At 71.2% G+C, this 16,130-nt stretch carries 11 protein-coding genes and 1 pseudogene; 4 read left to right on the top strand and 8 right to left on the bottom strand.

What is annotated here, in order from left to right; all coding sequences use genetic code 11:
- Positions 1-31: 31 nt before the first annotated feature.
- The gene (locus tag M1203_RS13985) at positions 32-1,777 is read right to left on the bottom strand and encodes a TIGR03767 family metallophosphoesterase (protein WP_249949961.1); all 1,746 of its coding nucleotides are present in this window, start codon (positions 1,775-1,777) and stop codon (positions 32-34) included.
- A 511-nt stretch (positions 1,778-2,288) separates the two neighbouring features.
- Here M1203_RS13985 and M1203_RS13980 point away from each other — a divergent pair.
- Entirely contained in the window at positions 2,289-2,840 is a 552-nt protein-coding gene (locus M1203_RS13980) for a DUF6630 family protein (RefSeq protein ID WP_249949960.1), read from the top strand.
- 29 nt (positions 2,841-2,869) lie between these two features.
- Here the strand turns inward: M1203_RS13980 and M1203_RS13975 are convergent, their stop codons facing one another.
- The 3 genes from M1203_RS13975 to M1203_RS13965 all read right to left on the bottom strand — a co-directional run bounded on the left by M1203_RS13975 (position 2,870) and on the right by M1203_RS13965 (position 7,262).
- A complete protein-coding gene (locus M1203_RS13975) occupies positions 2,870-4,198 on the bottom strand; it encodes an NAD(P)/FAD-dependent oxidoreductase (RefSeq protein WP_249949959.1) in 1,329 nt (442 codons plus the stop codon).
- Positions 4,195-5,682 (bottom strand): FAD-dependent oxidoreductase, encoded by a 1,488-nt coding sequence (locus M1203_RS13970; protein WP_249949958.1) that lies wholly within the window; start codon positions 5,680-5,682, stop codon positions 4,195-4,197. The genes M1203_RS13975 and M1203_RS13970 overlap by 4 nt, the downstream gene beginning before the upstream one ends.
- 95 nt (positions 5,683-5,777) lie before the next feature.
- A complete protein-coding gene (locus M1203_RS13965; RefSeq protein WP_249949957.1) occupies positions 5,778-7,262 on the bottom strand; it encodes an FGGY family carbohydrate kinase in 1,485 nt (494 codons plus the stop codon).
- A gap of 672 nt (positions 7,263-7,934) precedes the next feature.
- On the opposite strand from M1203_RS13965, the gene M1203_RS13960 reads away from it, so the two are divergent.
- Both M1203_RS13960 and M1203_RS13955 read left to right on the top strand, forming a co-directional pair.
- On the top strand, positions 7,935-8,942 hold the full coding sequence (locus M1203_RS13960) for a hypothetical protein (protein WP_249949956.1): 1,008 nt from the start codon (positions 7,935-7,937) through the stop codon (positions 8,940-8,942).
- 96 nt (positions 8,943-9,038) lie between these two features.
- A complete protein-coding gene (locus M1203_RS13955) occupies positions 9,039-10,568 on the top strand; it encodes an amino acid permease (protein WP_249949955.1) in 1,530 nt (509 codons plus the stop codon).
- Positions 10,569-10,659: 91 nt separating this feature from the next.
- On the opposite strand, the gene M1203_RS39035 is transcribed toward M1203_RS13955, so the two are convergent.
- Positions 10,660-11,655 (bottom strand): glycoside hydrolase family 75 protein, encoded by a 996-nt coding sequence (locus M1203_RS39035; protein WP_249949954.1) that lies wholly within the window; start codon positions 11,653-11,655, stop codon positions 10,660-10,662.
- Between the two features lie 68 nt (positions 11,656-11,723).
- Positions 11,724-12,218, bottom strand: a complete 495-nt coding sequence (locus M1203_RS13945; RefSeq protein ID WP_249949953.1) for an NUDIX domain-containing protein — start codon at positions 12,216-12,218, stop codon at positions 11,724-11,726.
- A 362-nt stretch (positions 12,219-12,580) separates the two neighbouring features.
- Here M1203_RS13945 and M1203_RS13940 point away from each other — a divergent pair, with 362 nt between their 5' ends.
- Entirely contained in the window at positions 12,581-12,727 is a 147-nt protein-coding gene (locus tag M1203_RS13940) for a hypothetical protein (protein WP_249949952.1), read from the top strand.
- A gap of 126 nt (positions 12,728-12,853) precedes the next feature.
- Here the strand turns inward: M1203_RS13940 and M1203_RS13935 are convergent.
- Positions 12,854-15,159: pseudogene (locus tag M1203_RS13935) on the bottom strand (discoidin domain-containing protein).
- 153 nt (positions 15,160-15,312) lie between these two features.
- Positions 15,313-16,116, bottom strand: a complete 804-nt coding sequence (locus M1203_RS13930; protein WP_249949951.1) for a TetR/AcrR family transcriptional regulator — start codon at positions 16,114-16,116, stop codon at positions 15,313-15,315.
- Positions 16,117-16,130: the final 14 nt, after the last annotated feature.

Below are 16,130 nucleotides of genomic sequence, written 5' to 3'. Positions count from 1 at the left end.
GATCGGCCCCCGGCCGTCGACCGACGGGTTCTCAGCGGCTCAGCAGCAGCTCGGTGTTGCGGTCCGTGGACTTGCCCGCCGGGGCGGTGGTGGAACCCGGCGCGTTGTGCGACAACTCCCGGTAGAGGGCGGCGAGACCGGTCTGCGAAAGGTCCTCGAAGTCCGTCCTGTGCGGCGCCGCCGACTCGATGAGCGTGGTGAACAGCGAGAGCGTGCCGTCCCCGTTGTCGGCGATCTCGATGACCCGGGCGAGCTGCGGGAAGTCGATGTGCGAGGCGGTGGAGATCTCCCAGAAGCTGCCGTGCGGCAGGATCGAGTTGCGGTGGCTGTGCCCGTTGACCCAGGCCAGCACATTGCGGTTGCGCTTGAGCAGTGCCAGGACCTCGTCGCCGCTGTGCCGGGCCTCGCCCGGGTGGGCGGGGTCGGGGTGGGTATTGGTCATCGTCCAGCTGTTGTGATGGCTGAAGACGACGACGTATCCGTCCCGGTGCTCCGTGAGCTTGCGCTTCAGCCAGTTGAGCTGGGCCGTGTTGAGCGAGCCGGTGAAGTGCCCACCGCGGTCCGTGGTGTCGAGGCTGATGCCGGTGACGTTCTCGCCCATCGGGAACGTGTAGTAGAGCGTGTCGTTGTCCAGATTGGCCGAGGTGTAGCCATGTCCGGCCGGACCCGCGCCCACCCGGGCCGGGTCGAGGTGCGCGGTCAGATACTCGCGCGGACCGAACGGCGCCCTGCGCGGATCGGCGGTGATGGACCGCATCGCGCGCTTCGAGCGGCGCAGCAGGCCGATCAGCTTCGCCCCGTTGGGGTCCCCGCCCTTCGAGAGGAGCTTCAGCAGCTGCTTGGCCTCGGCGTCGGGGATTCCGTACAGCTTCTTCGCACCGACGGCGAACTCCGCGAGGTAGCCGGACGGGTCGGCCATCGCACCGCTGGCCAGCCCGTCGTGATTGCCGACGGTCGAGTACCACGGGATTTGCAGACCCGGGCTGTTCACCGAGCGGATCGCGGCGTCGAGGAACCCGTCGATACGCGGGTAACCGAGCCGCTTGTCGGTGTCGCGCGCGGAGTCCTCCGGATGCCAGAACAGCCGCTCGTCGGAGTTCTGCACCCCTTCGTAGCGCTGGAGGTCACCGGTGTTGGGGGTGATACGGCCACCGCTCATCACCGTGAGGAACCAGTCCAGTTCCGCCCGGGAGTTGTTGTCGGTGTTGTCACCGGTCGTCACGGCGAAGGACAGCGGCGCCCCGGTCACGGGCCCGGCCTTCAGCGCGTTGATCTGCTCGATCAGGGCCACGGCCCCCGGGACGGTGAGCGCCTCCTGCGGCCGCCACCCCGAGAGCTGCTGCGAGCGCAGATACTCGGTGCGTACCGGGTGCTGGACATCCACCAGATGCAGATCGGTGAGCTGGACGAACGAGCTGAGTACGGTACGCCGCTGGGCGCGGCCGGGGCGCGGGGCCGCCAGCGTCTCGCGGACGACCCTGCGCCAGCCGGGACCGTCGCCGAGCCGTCGGAAGGCCGCGGCGCTGTCGCGGGGCGCGGCCACCGTGTCCAGCGTCGTACGGGGGGAGACGGTACGGGTGGGCGTGGCCGGGGCGGCGGGGGTGCGGGGGGCGGGCACGGAGGGCGTCGCGGTCACTCCGGGCGCGGCGGCCGCCTCTCCGGGACCGCCGCCCGCGCCGAGCGCCAGCCCGATTCCGGCGGAGACGCCGACCGCTCCGGTGGCGGTGAGAAAGGAGCGGCGGTCGACGCCGGTGACTGCGGAGCGTATGCGTGTCATTCTGCGGCCTCCCGAGTGCGAGCGCATTGACGAGCGCGCCGGGGACGGCCCCCTGGCTACTCCTCGATGGTTGACACTGGGCGTGGCCTGCGCGTGAACGACGTTCCAACGGCCAACACCGATCACCACACAGGGATCACCGTGTCGGCGAACCGTCGCCGCGCCCATGGCCACAGGACCGGAGCCGGTCACTCACCGTTCACTCCGCGGGGAAGGGCTTCGGTCCGTACGGGTTCTTCGAAACTCGTGCGCATACGTCGTGGCGTGCCGGGCAGACGCGTCTCGGAGCCAAGCTCGCGGCCGCCCCCGGCCGCCCGAGCTCTCCCGGCCCCACCGGTGCGTCCCCCCTCGCCGGTGGGGCCGCCCCTCTTTCCGGCCTCGCGGGTCTCGCATCTCGCGCGATTCTCCGGCGGGTTGCGGGCCGGTCGGTTGTCAGACCCCCGTGGCAGGGTGTTCCCCGGGCCGGTGTTCCACCCGAACACCTCGCATCCCGACCTGAGGAGCTGTCATCATGACGGAGCGTCGTCCTGCTCGCACCCCCGCCGCCGAGGCACTGGCCGCGCTGGCCGAGCTGCTCGCGCCGGGCCGCGCGGCCGTCGTCGACGAGGTGCTGTTCGCGTACGACGATCCGGACGCCTACGTACGGACCCACGCCGAGCGTCTTGAGGACCGCGGCATCGACGCGCCCATCGAGAACCTCGCGTGGATAGCGCTCGTCGACGCCCTGACGGCACAGGGGCTGCTGGCCGAGGTCGACTGGAAGGAGGGCTCCGATGAGATCAGCCATCGGCTCCGGGGCCTGGAATCCCGTCCCACCGTCGACCCGTGGTCCCATGCCGGAGCGGACGGCACGGACGCGGCGCCCCCGGACATGGACACCGCCGCCTTCCTGAACGACGCCGGACGGCTCCATCTGAAGGTCGGGGTGGCGCTCGCCGTCCTCGACATAGAGTCGGACTGCTACCCCCTGGTCTGCTTCCCGGCCGAGCGGGCGGGTGAGCTGACCCCGCTCGCCGCGCGCGCCGGTTTCTACGCGGCGGTCCTGGGGTCCGACCAGCTCTGAACCGGGCGCGCGACGCGACGGCCCGGGGCTCAGCCCGCGCTGATCACGATCGGGCCGCCGCCGGGATCGGCGCGGTCGATCCAGTCGGCGCAGGCGTACAGCGGCCGGTTCGGCACCGCGCCGCGCCGCAGCCGTTCCCGGTGCAGCACCCGTCCGTCCTGGGTGACGACAAGGAATGACAGCCGGTCCGCCGAGCGCGCCGTACGGAGCGTGAAGCGGCCCAGCGGCGGACGTGGACCGCGTGGGTCGATACGGTTCGGCGCGACCCACCGCAGGGGCGCGTCCACCTCCACCGGCACCTGGCCACCCGGCCACGCGCCGTCCGCCAGAAACCGCAGCACGGGCCCCGCGACGAGCCGGCCCTCCCGGGCGGCGGTGCCCGCGGGCTCGATGGCGTGCAGCAGATTGCCGACGGCGAAGACACCGGGCGCGGCGGTACGGAACGCGGTGTCGACCGCCGGGCCCCGGGTGCCCCGGTCGAGGGCGATCCCGCCCCGGCGGGCCAGCTCGTGGTCGGGGATCCAGTCCCCGGTGAAGACGACCGTGTCGCAGCCGATGGTCGTCGTCCTGCCGTCGTCGTGCCTCAGCGCGACTCCGGTGAGCCGGCCCCTGCCGAGCAGTTCGGTGACGGTCGTGGCGGTGAGCAGCGGAACGCGGTGACGCAGCCGGGCCCCGAGCCCCGAGACCCAGGAGGACTGGTGGTGCGGCTGTTCGGTGACCATCGCCGCGATCTCCACGCCCGCGCCCCGCAGGGTGCGTACGGCGGAGTAGCCGACGGGTTCGGCCCCGATGACGACGGCCCGCGCCCCGATCCACTGATGGTGCAGATGGACGGCCTGTTGCAGCTCGCCGGTGGTGAACACCCCGGCCGGCCGCGTCCCCGGCACCAGCCGGGCGCCGCGCGGGCGTTCGCGTGCGCCGGTGGCGAGGACGACCGCCCCGGCGGAGAGGCTTTCCAGGCCCTCGGGGCCGGTCGTCTCCACGGTGAGCGGCCCGGGGCCGCCGGGGGTGACCGCGCGCCCATGGCGGCCCGCCCAGCCGGTCACGGAGACACCGGTGCGCAGCGTCGCTCCCGCGTCGATCGCCAGATCGCGCCAGTGGCGGGCGTACGCGGGGCCGCTCATCGGGCGACGCAGATCACGCACGCCGAACCCGGTGTGGAAGCAGTGGCGCGGGATACCGCCGGCCTGGTCCTCACGGTCGACGACCTCGACCGTACCGGCGCCCGAGGCGGCCAGTCGCCCGGCCGCGGCCAGACCGGCCGGACCCGCGCCGACCACCAGCACATCGACCGCGCGCTGCCGCCGGCCGGGGTCGGGGGCGCGGGATGCGGCGTCCCGGTCCGCTGTCGCGCTCATGGACCGACCTCCGGCCGCGGTGATGGTTCGTCGTGAGTGGTCGGGGCTCCGCGACCGTCGGGAGCTCCCGGAACTCCGGGGGTTTCGGGGGTGAGCAGGGCGCGCACCGCGGCGCCGCAGTAGAAGCCCTGGCACCGGCCGCCCCGGGCCCGGGTACGGCGCCGCAGCCCCTCCGGTGAGCGCGGCGGGACGGTACTGGCGAGGGCGTCACGGATCTCCCCGCGCGAGACCCGTTCGCAGTGGCAGACGATCCTGCCGTACTCCGGGTCCGCCGCGATCAGTTCGGCGCGTTGGTACGGTCGCGGCGACGACTCGCCGATATTCGGCATCCGTACCGGTTCGAGCTCCCGCGCCGCGCCCAGGTCCCGGCCGGAGTCGGCCAGCAGCTCCACGACATGGGCGGCGATCGCCATGGACGCGGTCAGCCCGGTGGAGCGGATACCGCCCACCGTGATGTACCGCTGCCCGGGATGGGAGCGGATGCGGTAGTCGTCGTCCTCGGTCGCGGCGCGCAGCCCGGCGTAGACGGCCGTGACCTCCTCGTCGAGCAGTTCCGGCATGATCCGTCCGCCCTTCTCGCGCAGGAAGTCCAGCCCCTCGGCCGTCGATCCCGTCGCCGTCTTGTCGGCCAGGTCCTCGGCGGTGGGGCCGAGCATCACATTGCCGTACACCGTGGGCGCCACCAGTACCCCCTTGCCGAGGGCGGTCGGCACCGGCAGCAGGATGTGCCGGACCAGCTCGCGGGCGAACTTGTCGAAGACCATGAGCTGACCGCGCCTCGGCGTCACGGTGAAGTCGGCGTGGCCGAGCAGCCGGTCGATCTCGTCGGCGTACAGCCCGGCGGCGTTGATCAGTGTCCGCGTCCGCAACACGCCGCGGCCGGTGGTCAGTTCGTGCGGTGACGCGCCGCCGGGCGCGCCGCTGACGTTCTCCACGGGGCAGTTGAGATGCAGGTCCGCCCCGGCCCTGACGGCCTGGGTGGCGTAGGCGAGTGTGGTCGTCCAAGGACAGATGATGCTCTCACCGGGGACTTCGAGCGCGCCGAGCGCGCCGGGGCCGAGGTGGGGCTCGCGGGAGTACAGCTCGTCCGCGCCGATGATCCGTGTCTCGCGGTACTCATTGCGCTCGGCCTTCTCCACCAGCCCGGGCAGCGCGGCCAGTTGTTCCTCGTCCCAGGCGACGAGCAGGGCGCCGACCGGCTCCACGGGGATGCCCGTTCGGGACGCGTACGCCGCCAGCCGCCGCTGTCCCTCGCGCACGAGCCGGGACTCCAGCGAACCGGGCACGGCGTCGAAGCCGGTGTGCAGAATGGCCGTGTTGGCCTTCGACGTACCGTCGCCGACATCGTCGGACGCCTCCACCAGCGCGATCCGCAGCCGGTAGCGGCTCAGTTCACGGGCGATGGCCGTGCCGACCACTCCCGCGCCGATGACGGCGACGTCGTACGTCTCGTCCGGCAGCGTGCCCGAGGTCGTGACAGTCATGGTGCTCCAGGTCCGGGCCGGGACGGACGCAGGTCCGGGCCGGGGTTCGGTTCTCTTCGGTTCCTTCCGGGCGGCTTCGCCGCGGGACCCGTGGTTCAGGGCGGGGGAGTACGGTCGAGCAGCGCCGCCACCTCCGCGCGGAAGACGCCCAGACGCTCCGCCGCCTCGTCCGCGCCGATCCTCGGCTCGTAGACCGCGGCGGGTTTCCACTCCGGGATCACCTCCCGCAACGACTGCGCCGGGTCGAGGCCGAGACGCGCGAGTGCGCCCACTCCCAGTGCCGTGACATCGGGCAACGCCGAGACCTCGACGGGCCGTTGCAGCAGATCGGCCTGGGTCTGCATGAGCAGCGCCGACCGGGTCAGACCGCCGTCCACCCGCAGACTCGTCAGGGGCGCCCCGAGATCGGTGGCCACCGCGCCGGCCAACTCCACGACCTGGGCGGCGATGCCCTCGCACAGCGCGCGGACCAGCTGTCCCGGGCCGGTGTCCAGGCCGAGGCCGGTCAGCGAGCCGCGCAGATCGCCGCGCCACCACGGCGCGGCGAGTCCCGCGAGCGCGGGTACGAAGGTCACACCGCCGCTGTCCGGTACACGGGAGCCGACCGTATCGAGATCGGCGGCCCCCGAGATCACCCCGAGATCGGTCAGCCAGCGCACGGCGGACGCGGCCGTGTAGACCTGTCCGTCGAGGCAGTAGCTGGTGTCTCCGCCGAGCCGCCAGGCGACACAGCTGACCAGGCCCGTCGTCCCCCGGCGCGGCCGGCCGCCGGTCTGCGCGAGCAGGAACGCGCCGGTGCCGTAGGTGCACTTGGCGGATCCCGGTTCGGTCACATCCTGGGCGAGCAGCGCGGCCTGCTGGTCCACGAGCAGCCCGGTCAGCGGGAGCTCGGCACCGAAGGCGGTGGTGGTGCCGACCGGCCCCGCCGCGTCGACGATGCGGGGCAGCGCCTCGTCGGAGAGTCCGAAGACGTCCAGCGCCTCAGGCGACCAGTCGACCCGGTCGAGGTCGAGCAGCTGGGTACGCCCGGCGGTGGCCGCGTCCGTGACGAACGCGCCGGTCAGCTGGTGGATCAGCCAGGAGTCGCTGGTGGTCACGGCGCCCTCGCGGGTCAGCTCGCGCCGGATCCAGGCCATCTTGGGCGCGGCGAAGTACGGGGCGAGCGGAAGTCCCGTCAGCTGCCTCAACCGGTCGTCGTACGGCGCGAGTTCGGCGCACAGGTGCTCCGAGCGGCGGTCCTGCCAGACGATCGCGTCGGTGAGCGGGGTGCCCGTGGCCGGATCCCAGGCGAGCACCGTCTCGCCCTGGTTGGCCAGACCGACGGCCGCGACCGGCTCCGCCGCGTCGGCGAGCGCCTGCTGCCCGGCGTCGAGTACGGAGCGGAGCAGGACGGCGGGATCGACCTCCACCAGTCCGCCGGAGCCGTAGCGGGGCGGCGCCGGCGCCGAACCCGTTCCGATCACGCCCCGTTCGGGGCAGACGACCAGCGCCTTCGTGGACGAGGTGCCCTGGTCAACGGCGAGCACCGGCCGGGTGGTTGAGCCGGCGCGGGGGCGGGGCGAGTGCTGGGCTGGCGGCATATCCCGTTCTTCGGTCGCGGAGGGGCACGAGGGTGGCGTCGATCGCGGTGGGTACTGATCGCTGAGCTGATCGCTGAGCGAAAGCGTGGTGCAGGTCAGAGCGGGCGTCAAGGGTTCTCTGGACCGTCCGGGTGCGGGTGCGGCGGCCGGGCGTCCCGGCGCTCCGGGAAATCGTCCGGGCGCCGTCGCCTGGACAGGCCCAATCCGCTTTGATCAACAGAGAGTTGCGAAAGATCAGCAAAGTGTTCGAGCCATGTCACTCTGACCCCTACACTGATCGCCGCAGTGGCAGAGAGTGCTCCTCGGTTCTCCCTCACCTGCGGCACGGCTGGTCCCTGCCTTCTGCGACGACGCCGGATCGCTCCACCCCCCACCGTCCTAGAGGATCTATGACGAACATATTTTCAGCCAGGCGCCTCTTCGGGCATGCCCGGCTCAGTACGTCCTGTAGCCGGTCCGCGGTGGCCCCCTCCTCCCGGCCGCCGCGGATCGGGAGTTCCGTGACCCCGGGTCGGGGGAGCATCCGCCACCCCCGGGTCCCAGGGCCACCGGGGACAGGGACGGTGGGCCGGTGCTAGCTTCCCCCGCCTCGCCGTCCTCACGGCTTCCCAAGCGGCCGTCACCGTGGTTCGCCCGGCGGCCGTTCTCGCGCGCGCGGACAGGACCCAGCTGATGGCGAGCGACAACATGCGACCCGTCTACCACCCGGCGGGCCACGACAACGAACTGCGCGCCGCGGTCCAGGACCTGCGCACCGGACGCTGGGTCTCGATGCGCAACCTCCTTGCCGAGACGCGCGATTGGTCCCTGTGGACCCAGCGCACCCAGGTGCTCGCCGCCGTCGCCGCCGGCTCCGACGCCGTACAGGCGTGGCTGTCGGAAGAGCCACGGAACGTCGCCGCACTCGTGATGCACACCCGCGTCCTGGTGGAGCGCGCCGTACGGGCCCACCGTGAGGGACATGCCCGCACACAGGAGCTGTGGCAGCAGGCGTGGGAGGCGTGCGGCAACGCCACGCGCCAGGCCCCCGACGACCCGGTGCCCTGGGTATGTCTGCTGGCCCTGTCCCAACTCGACGGCAGACAGCGGCTGGAGGAACACCGGCTGGCGCCGCCGGGGCCCATGCTCTTCCCCGGCCCCTGGGCGCTGCTCGCGGAGGCCGACAAGCGCGATCCGTACAACCGCGAGGCGTACCACCGCATGCTCCAGTTCGTCTACGCGCGGCGGGCCGACGGATCACTCTCGGAAGCGGTCAACTTCGTCCAGTGGGCAGCCTCTTCGGCCCCCGAGGGCTCGGCGCTGCATGTCATGCCGCTGTTCGTACGGGTGGAGCGCTACCGCCGGGAGAACGGCCACGAGAAGGCGCTGGACCTCCACTGGGTCACGGAGGACGCGACCCGGGACGCGCTGCGGGCCCAGCAACTGTGGTTCGACCACGCCGTCCTCGCCGAGGCCTCGCTGCTCGACCTCAACCAGCTGGCGCACGCGCTGTGGGGGTCGCTCCAATTCGCGCAGGGGGCCCGGGTGTTCGAGGCCCTGGGGCCGTACTACGTCTCCGTGCCGTGGGCGTATCGTACGCGCAGCCCCGGCGACGCCGCGCAGGCCGAGGACGTGTTCCTGCGCGCCCGCAGCCGGTGTCTCGCGGCTGCCCGTGATCCGCGGGACGGACCGGCCGGCTGAGTGAACACCCTTCGCGGTGCCGCTCGTTGCCCCCGCCCTCGGCAGTACGTCCCGTAACCGTCCCCTATGTGTGGTTTCTTACCGGAGGTCCATTCCATGTCCACTTCACCACCGACCTGGTCGAAGGCCGGCTCCATACCCCAGAAGGATGAGGAACAGCGGCTGCGCGAGCTCGGCTACCAGCCCGTCCTCGCCCGCCGCATGGGCGGCTTCGGCAATTTCGCCATCAGCTTCTCGGTCATCTCCATCCTGTCCGGCTGCATGACCCTGTACGGCTTCGGCATGGGCAACGGCGGTCCCGCGGTGATGCTCTGGGGCTGGGCGGGCGTCGGTCTGTTCGTGCTCTGCGTGGGCATGGCGCTGGCCGAGGTCACGAGCGCGTATCCCACCTCGGGCGCCCTCTACTACATGGCCGACCGGCTCGGCGGTCGTAAGTGGGGCTGGTACACCGGCTGGCTCAACCTGCTCGGACTGCTCGGCGCGATCGCGGGTATCGACTACGGCGCCGCGCTGTTCACCGGGGCCTTCCTCAATCTCCAGTTCGGTTTCGCCCCCAGCCCCGGCTGGACCTTTGTCATCTTCCTGTGCATCCTGCTGCTGCACGCCGTGCTGAACCTGTTCGGGGTCAGGCTGGTCAGCGTGCTCAACTCGATCAGCGTGTGGTGGCATCTGGTCGGTGTCGCCATCATCGTCGGCGTGCTGGCGATCGTCCCCGACCACCACCAGTCGCCGTCGTTCGTCTTCACCGAGTTCGTCAATGATTCCGGCTGGCAGAACCCGCTCTATGTGGCCGCCATCGGGCTGCTGCTCGCGCAGTACACCTTCTGTGGCTACGACGCCTCGGCCCATCTCTCCGAGGAGACCTCGAACGCGTCGGTCACCGCCGCGCGCGGGATCGTCCGGGCCATCTGGGTCTCCTGGATCGCCGGGTTCGCCCTGCTGGCCGGTCTCACCTTCGCCATCCAGGACTACGAAGGCGCCCAGAACAGCGCCACCGGCGTGCCGCCCGCGCAGATCCTGATCGACGCCCTCGGTACGAGCGGGGCCACCGCGCTGCTGCTGCTCGTGATCGTGGCGCAGCTGTTCTGCGGCAACGCGGAGGTCGCGGCGGCCAGCCGGATGGTGTTCGCCTTCAGCCGTGACAACGCCCTGCCGGGCTCCGCGCTGTGGCGGCGCGTCAGCAGCCGTACCCAGACCCCGGTTCCCGCGGTCTGGCTGTCGGTCATCGTCGCGGGTGTGCTCGCGCTGCCGTCCCTGTACTCCACGACGGCGTACGGTGCGGTGACCGCCATCAACGTCATCGGTATCACCCCGGCGTACGCCATCCCCATCTATCTGAAGCTGCGCGCCAAGAACCGCTTCGAGCCCGGACCGTGGACCCTGGGGCGCTGGAGCAAGCCGATCGGCTGGATCGCCGTGGTGTGGGTGGCCTTCGTCACCGTCCTGTTCTGCCTGCCCCAGTCGAACCCCGTGACGGTCGACTCGATGAACTACGCCGTGATCGCCCTGGCCGTGGTGCTGATCCTGGCGACCGCGTGGTGGTACATAGCCCGTAGCTCGTACAGCACCCCGCAGGCGTACGGCAACGCGCGCGAGCAGTCGGAGATCTCGGAAGGCATCGTCTGAGCTTCGCCGCCGTTCGGCGGGAGGCGGTGTGTGCGGCGGGGGTCCGGCCCGAGGGCGGGGCCCCCGCCGCATGGGCCGGCTCCGTCTCCGCTCAGTTGTCCATGATGAATTGTTTCGCCAGCTCGTCGCCCCGCCGCGTGATGGCCTCCTGGTCGTCCAGCCGGGCGATCTCGGAGTCCTTGAAGACGATGTAGGTCACGCCCGACGCCACTCCGCCGCCCGAGGGGTCGGCCACGATGCCCAGCGCGCGGGCCGTCGCGTACGACGCCTCCCCGATGATCCCCGGCGGGCCGGTGTCGCCGACGACGGCGTACTCCACCTTGTCGCGGTGGATGACCGCCGCGACGGATCCGCCCCGGATGCCCGACGAGCGGTAGTTCCAGATGGAGCTCGACAGGGGCACGACGATATACGGCAGCTCCTCCGGATTGAGCGCCCGGCCGTCGGCCTGGGTGAAGGCGGTGGCGGGCTGGTAGTAGGGGTCCGCCGCGGAGTTGCAGTGGGCCGTGGCCTGGCCGTCGCAGTCGATGTCCATGTCGGCGTTCCAGAACACGGCGCCCTTGGCGTCGCAGACGGGGATCGTGGCCGCGCTGCCTTCGCCGGCCCGGTAGAGCCCGTTGGAGATCTGGTCGCAGCCGCCGGCCCTGGACAGCAGAGCCGCCGCCGTGACCGGTCCGTCCTCGGGGAAGCCGTCCTGCCTGAACGATTCTCTATCGGCGGGCGGCCCGGCCGCGGGCGGCGGCGCGTCGTGGCGTTCCGGCGACGGGGCGGAGGGAGGCGCGGAGGGGTGTGGTGGCGCGGAGCGCGGCGCGGAGGGGGGCGGTGCGGACGGGTGAGGTGCGGAGGAGTGCGGTGCGGAGGAGTGCGGTGGCGCGGAGAGAGGTTCGGAGGGCAGCGAGGAGGACGGTACGGAACGCTGGGCCGCCAGGGCGAGGTACGCGGGATCGGGCGACGCGCGGGCGGGAGACGTGGGAGTGTGCGGAGCCTCGGTGGGTACGGCCAGGGCGGGGAGCACGGTCGCGGGGATGACCGCGGCGGCGAGCAGCGCCGTACTGGCGGCTACGAAGGCATGGGGGCGACGGGGCACAGAAACGATCCCTTTCCTGAATGAACCGGGCGGGACGCCGCGGCCTGGGCGGCACCGGGGTGGCGGGGTCAGCGGCGGGACGGGGACGGCCTGCGGCCGTCACCTATGCACTCGCTCAGCCGGTCGAGGAAGACCCGCTGTCCCATCACCAGTGGCTCCACGGCGTTCTCCAGGGAGAACCAGGCGACACGGTCCAGCTCGGGGAATTCGCGCAGGACACCCGATCCTCTCGGCCACTCCATGCGGAAAGTGCCGGGCGCGGCGAGGGCGGGGTCGAGATCCCCCTCTACGGCCCAGACCGTCACCGTCTTGCCACTCCGTTGCCGGGCCTCGCCGAGCGCGATCCACGGTCCGTCGGGCGGTGGCAGACCCAGCTCCTCCTGGAACTCCCGGCGCGCGGCGTCCTGCGGCCGCTCGTCCGGTCTCTGCTCACCTTTCGGGATCGACCAGGCGGCGGCATCGCGGCCGGACCAGAACGGCCCGCCCATGTGCCCGAGAAGCACCTCGGCACCGGTGTCCTTCACCCGGTACACGAGGAGCCCCGCGCTCTGTTTGCCCGACATGCCGTCAGTCTGGGCACAGTGGCATAACGGTGCATTCTGGATATCAGTTGTTTGTGCGGGTTCGGCTCATATCTTCGATGCCGACGTCCGTTGCCGGGCCCGTGGGCGGTGGAGCCCGCGGCGCATCATCGGGCGCGTCACGGGAGACCGCAGCTCTACGGTGCGTCACGCCGGGCCGATCGTATGAACCATTGCGCCGGACGAGGGTGCCGCGTCCGGTCGGTCCACGGCACGGGTTCGCCGGTCGTGTAACGGACCGCACGCGAGGAAGGGAATGGGGCGTCGATGGTCCGTCAGGGGGTAGGCGCGAGAAAAGCCCGCCCGCCCCGGTCCCGGACCGCGGCAGACGACATGGAGACGACATGCCCGGAATCATCGAGCGGATCAAGCGGTTCGCAGGCAGTCCGCAGGGGCGCCGAGTGACGGATCAGATACGCAGCGCCTCCGCCGATCCGAGGAAGCGTGCGCAGGCGCGTCAGCTGCTGAGCCGGCTGCGCGGAAGGCGCTGACGGAGCCGGGCGGCTGACGGGCTGTACGGCGGGGGAGGAGCGGGGCCCGGCCTCGGTGCGAGGCCGGGCCCCTTGACGCGTACGCCCGCGTACGCGTCCCAGCTGTGGGACCCGCTGTGGGACCTGCTACGGGAACGAGGTCACTGTCGACGGAATCGTCGAGGTGCCCGAGGTGGGTGACCCGATGCTGTTGATCACATGGTTGTACTGGCCCATGCCGCCCAGGGAGACGACCAGGAGATCGTGGAACCTCACTCCCGGTTTGACCGGCGCCTGGAAGCCGTGGTCCTGGCGGATGGTCGAGTCCGAGGTGTAGTTGCAGTAGCTGCCCAGACCCCAGCCCTCATGGTTGTTGACGGTGTCGGCGACCTTGTAGGCCGCGTAGCCCTTGATGGCGCCGTTCTGGATGGCGGCCTGGTCGGGGGCGTCGTACGCCTTCTCGTTCTGGAAGAAGATCGTCCTGCCGTTCTCGCCGTACCACTCCACGTCGTACTTGTTGAAGTGCTCGACGAAGAGCCCCGTGGCCAGCACATCGTCACCGTTGACGCGGATGCCGTAATCCGCGCGATTGGTCTCCCAGCCCACGCCCGCGCCATGGTCGGCGCGCCAGACCCAGGTGTGGTCGATGATCGTGTCATCGCTGTTGATCACCATGCTGGTGGTGGCCTTGCCGGGGCCGGCGCCGCCGATCCTGATGAACACGTCCTGGACCGTGGTCGGATTGGCGGAGTGGTCCGCGCCCGCGCCCTGGGGGCCGACCTCCAGAAGGGTGGGCGAGTTCACCGGACCGGCGTCGATCAGGAAGCCGGCCAGCTTCACCCCGTCCACATCGGCGACCTTCATGGCGGTCACCCCGTTGTCCGGGATGATCGTGGCGAGCCCGAGCCCCAGCACGACGGTGTTGGCGCGGTTCACGTTGATCGGCTGGTCGACGTGGTAGATGCCGGGGGTGAAGAGCAGGTTGAGCCCCTGGGCGAGCGCCTGATTGATCGTCGCGGCCGTCGCGCCCGGCTTGACGACATAGAACTGGTCGAGCGGCAGGGACTGGCCCTGCGGCGCGCCATTGCCCCAGGTGGTGCCGCGCGCGTTGGTGCGCTTGGCGGGGACGAAGACCTTGTACGCGTTNACTGGGTGAGCGGCAGTGACGTACCCCTGGGCGTGCCGCTTCCCCAGGTGGTGCCGCGCGCGTTGGTGCGCAGCTCCGGCAGGAAGACCTTGTACTCGGCGCCGTCGAGGTAGAGGAAGGGTTTCTCGCGTGAGACGGGGGTGTTGGTGAGGGTGGTGTAGGGCGGGTTGGGGAAGCTCTGGGCGGGGGCGCCTTCGACGCCGGAGAAGGTCATGTTCCAGACGGCGTTGGTCCAGCCGCCGACGGAGCTGTCGCGGGTGTACCACTGCTGCTGGGAGTAGGGGCCGACGGTGCCGTCGATGCGGCTGTCGGCGATATAGCCGCCGCTGGCCCAGCCGTAGCCGTTGGGTGCGAGGTTGAGGCCGCCCTTGACGTGCATACGGCGGAAGGGGGCGGCCTGGGCGACGGCCCAGCGGTTGGTGCCGCTGACGGGGTTGAGGGCCAGGTTCTCGGCGGAGCGCCAGAAGTTCTGGGTGGCGTTGCCGTTGAACCAGCCGGCGTCCACGGTCACATCGCCGTTGAAGGTGGTGTCGTCGGGCGAGAGCCCGAGGCCGGAGATCGAGGTGTAGAAGCCCAGTTGGGCGTTGATGTTGTTGTAGGTGCCGGGCTTGAACAGCAGCTGGTAGCGGCCCGAGCCGAACTGCGCCGACTCCTGCTGCCGGAAGATCTCGTCCAGCCTGCCCTGGATGTTCGGTGTCGACGGATCGAAGACCACCACATTCGGCCCGAGATCACCACCGCCCGGGAGCGGGTCCCCGCCGCCCGAGGTGCCGCCGAAGACCTGGAACTCCCATAGCGAGTAGCCCCATTGGGTGGCGCGCGCGGTGCCGTACATCCGTACATAGCGGGCGTTGCCCGAGACATTGAGCGTTTCCGTGCCGCCGGGTCCGGTGGTGGTGGAGTACGCGGTGGTCCAGCTCGTGCCGTTGGCCGAGAACTCGATCCGGTACGCGGTGGCGTACGCGGTCTCCCAGCGCAGCACGATCTGACTGATCGCGGCGGTGGCGCCGAGGTCGACCTGGATCCACTGCGGATCGGACGCCGCGCTCGACCAGCGGGTCCCGTTGTCGCCGTCGACGGCCCCGGTGGCGGGGGTGCCGGCGTTCTCCTGGCTGGAGGCGGTCACGGGCTTGCCCTGGGAGAGCAGCGTGGGCGCGGCCTGGGCGGAGGTGCCGGGGACGAGGAGTAACAGGGAGGCGATCAGGGCGGCCGCGAGGGAGGCGGCGAGCCCGCGCCGGCGTGCGGGGCGCCGACGCGCGGGCGAGGGGCCCCGGAACACCGGCGAGGCGAGGGGAGGAGCGTGCATGGGCAGGTCTCCTGAGTGTCGGGCGATGCGGGAGGCGCGGTGGGAGAGAGCTTGGAGAGCGCTCTCTGAGTACCCGAGATGGTTCTCCCGTGTTTCGTACACGTCAAGAGTTGTGCCCGAAGCGGCCGGACGCGTTCCGCGATGGCCAACACATCACCGTCGGGGCGTCCCCGTTGTGGTCGTTTGCCCCGCGTCCCGGGTGGGTGTCGGTTCAAGATCTGACGGCGGGGGCGCGCCCGTGGTGTCCGGCGCGTTCGACACGCGCTCCAGCCACTCGCCGAGCAGCGCGGCCTCGGCGGCGGTCAGCGCCGTGGGCGGCGACTGGCGGAGCAGTGCTCCCAGACGTGTCGCGGTGGCCGGGGTGTCGGCGGGGGCCGTGGCCGCGTCCCCGGCCGAGGCCGCCCCGTACATCGCCTCCGGAGTGAACACGGCGGCGTGCACCGCGTCACGGACCCTCCGTGACATGTCCGGGTCCGTGAACGTGGCGGGGCGGGCGACCAGCATCAGCGCCACACCGACATTGGCCGACATGACCATCTGGGCGGCGAGGTCCGGGGAGATCCGCAACTTTCCCTGGGCCGCCGCCCGTTCGAGATCCCGGGTGAGGATCCGATGGGTCTCCAGGGCGGAGGCCGGCGGCTTGCGCGTCAGCGGGGAGTTCATCAGCCGGTAGAGGTTGGGATTCGCCAGCGCGAACGCCACATGGGTGTCCCAGCCGTCACGCAGATCCTGGATCGGGTCGGCCCCCGGCTGATGAAGGCGCTTGGTCGCCAGATAGGTGTCGAAGCCGTGGTCGACGACGGCGGAGAGGAGTCCCTCCTTGTCGCCGAACTGCCGGTAGAGCACCGGCGCGCCGATCTGGGCGGCCTCGCAGACCGCGCGCGTGGAGATGTCGCCGTTCGGCGACTTCGCCACGAGATCGGCGGCGGCCTCCAGGATGCGTGCGCGTGTACTCATGAAAGGGATGCTAT

This window comes from Streptomyces sp. 35G-GA-8 (genome assembly GCF_023534745.1).
GTDB lineage: Bacteria > Actinomycetota > Actinomycetes > Streptomycetales > Streptomycetaceae > Streptomyces.
The sequence above is the reverse complement of the archived record's forward strand: the minus strand, read 5'-3'. Positions and strand labels throughout refer to the sequence as shown.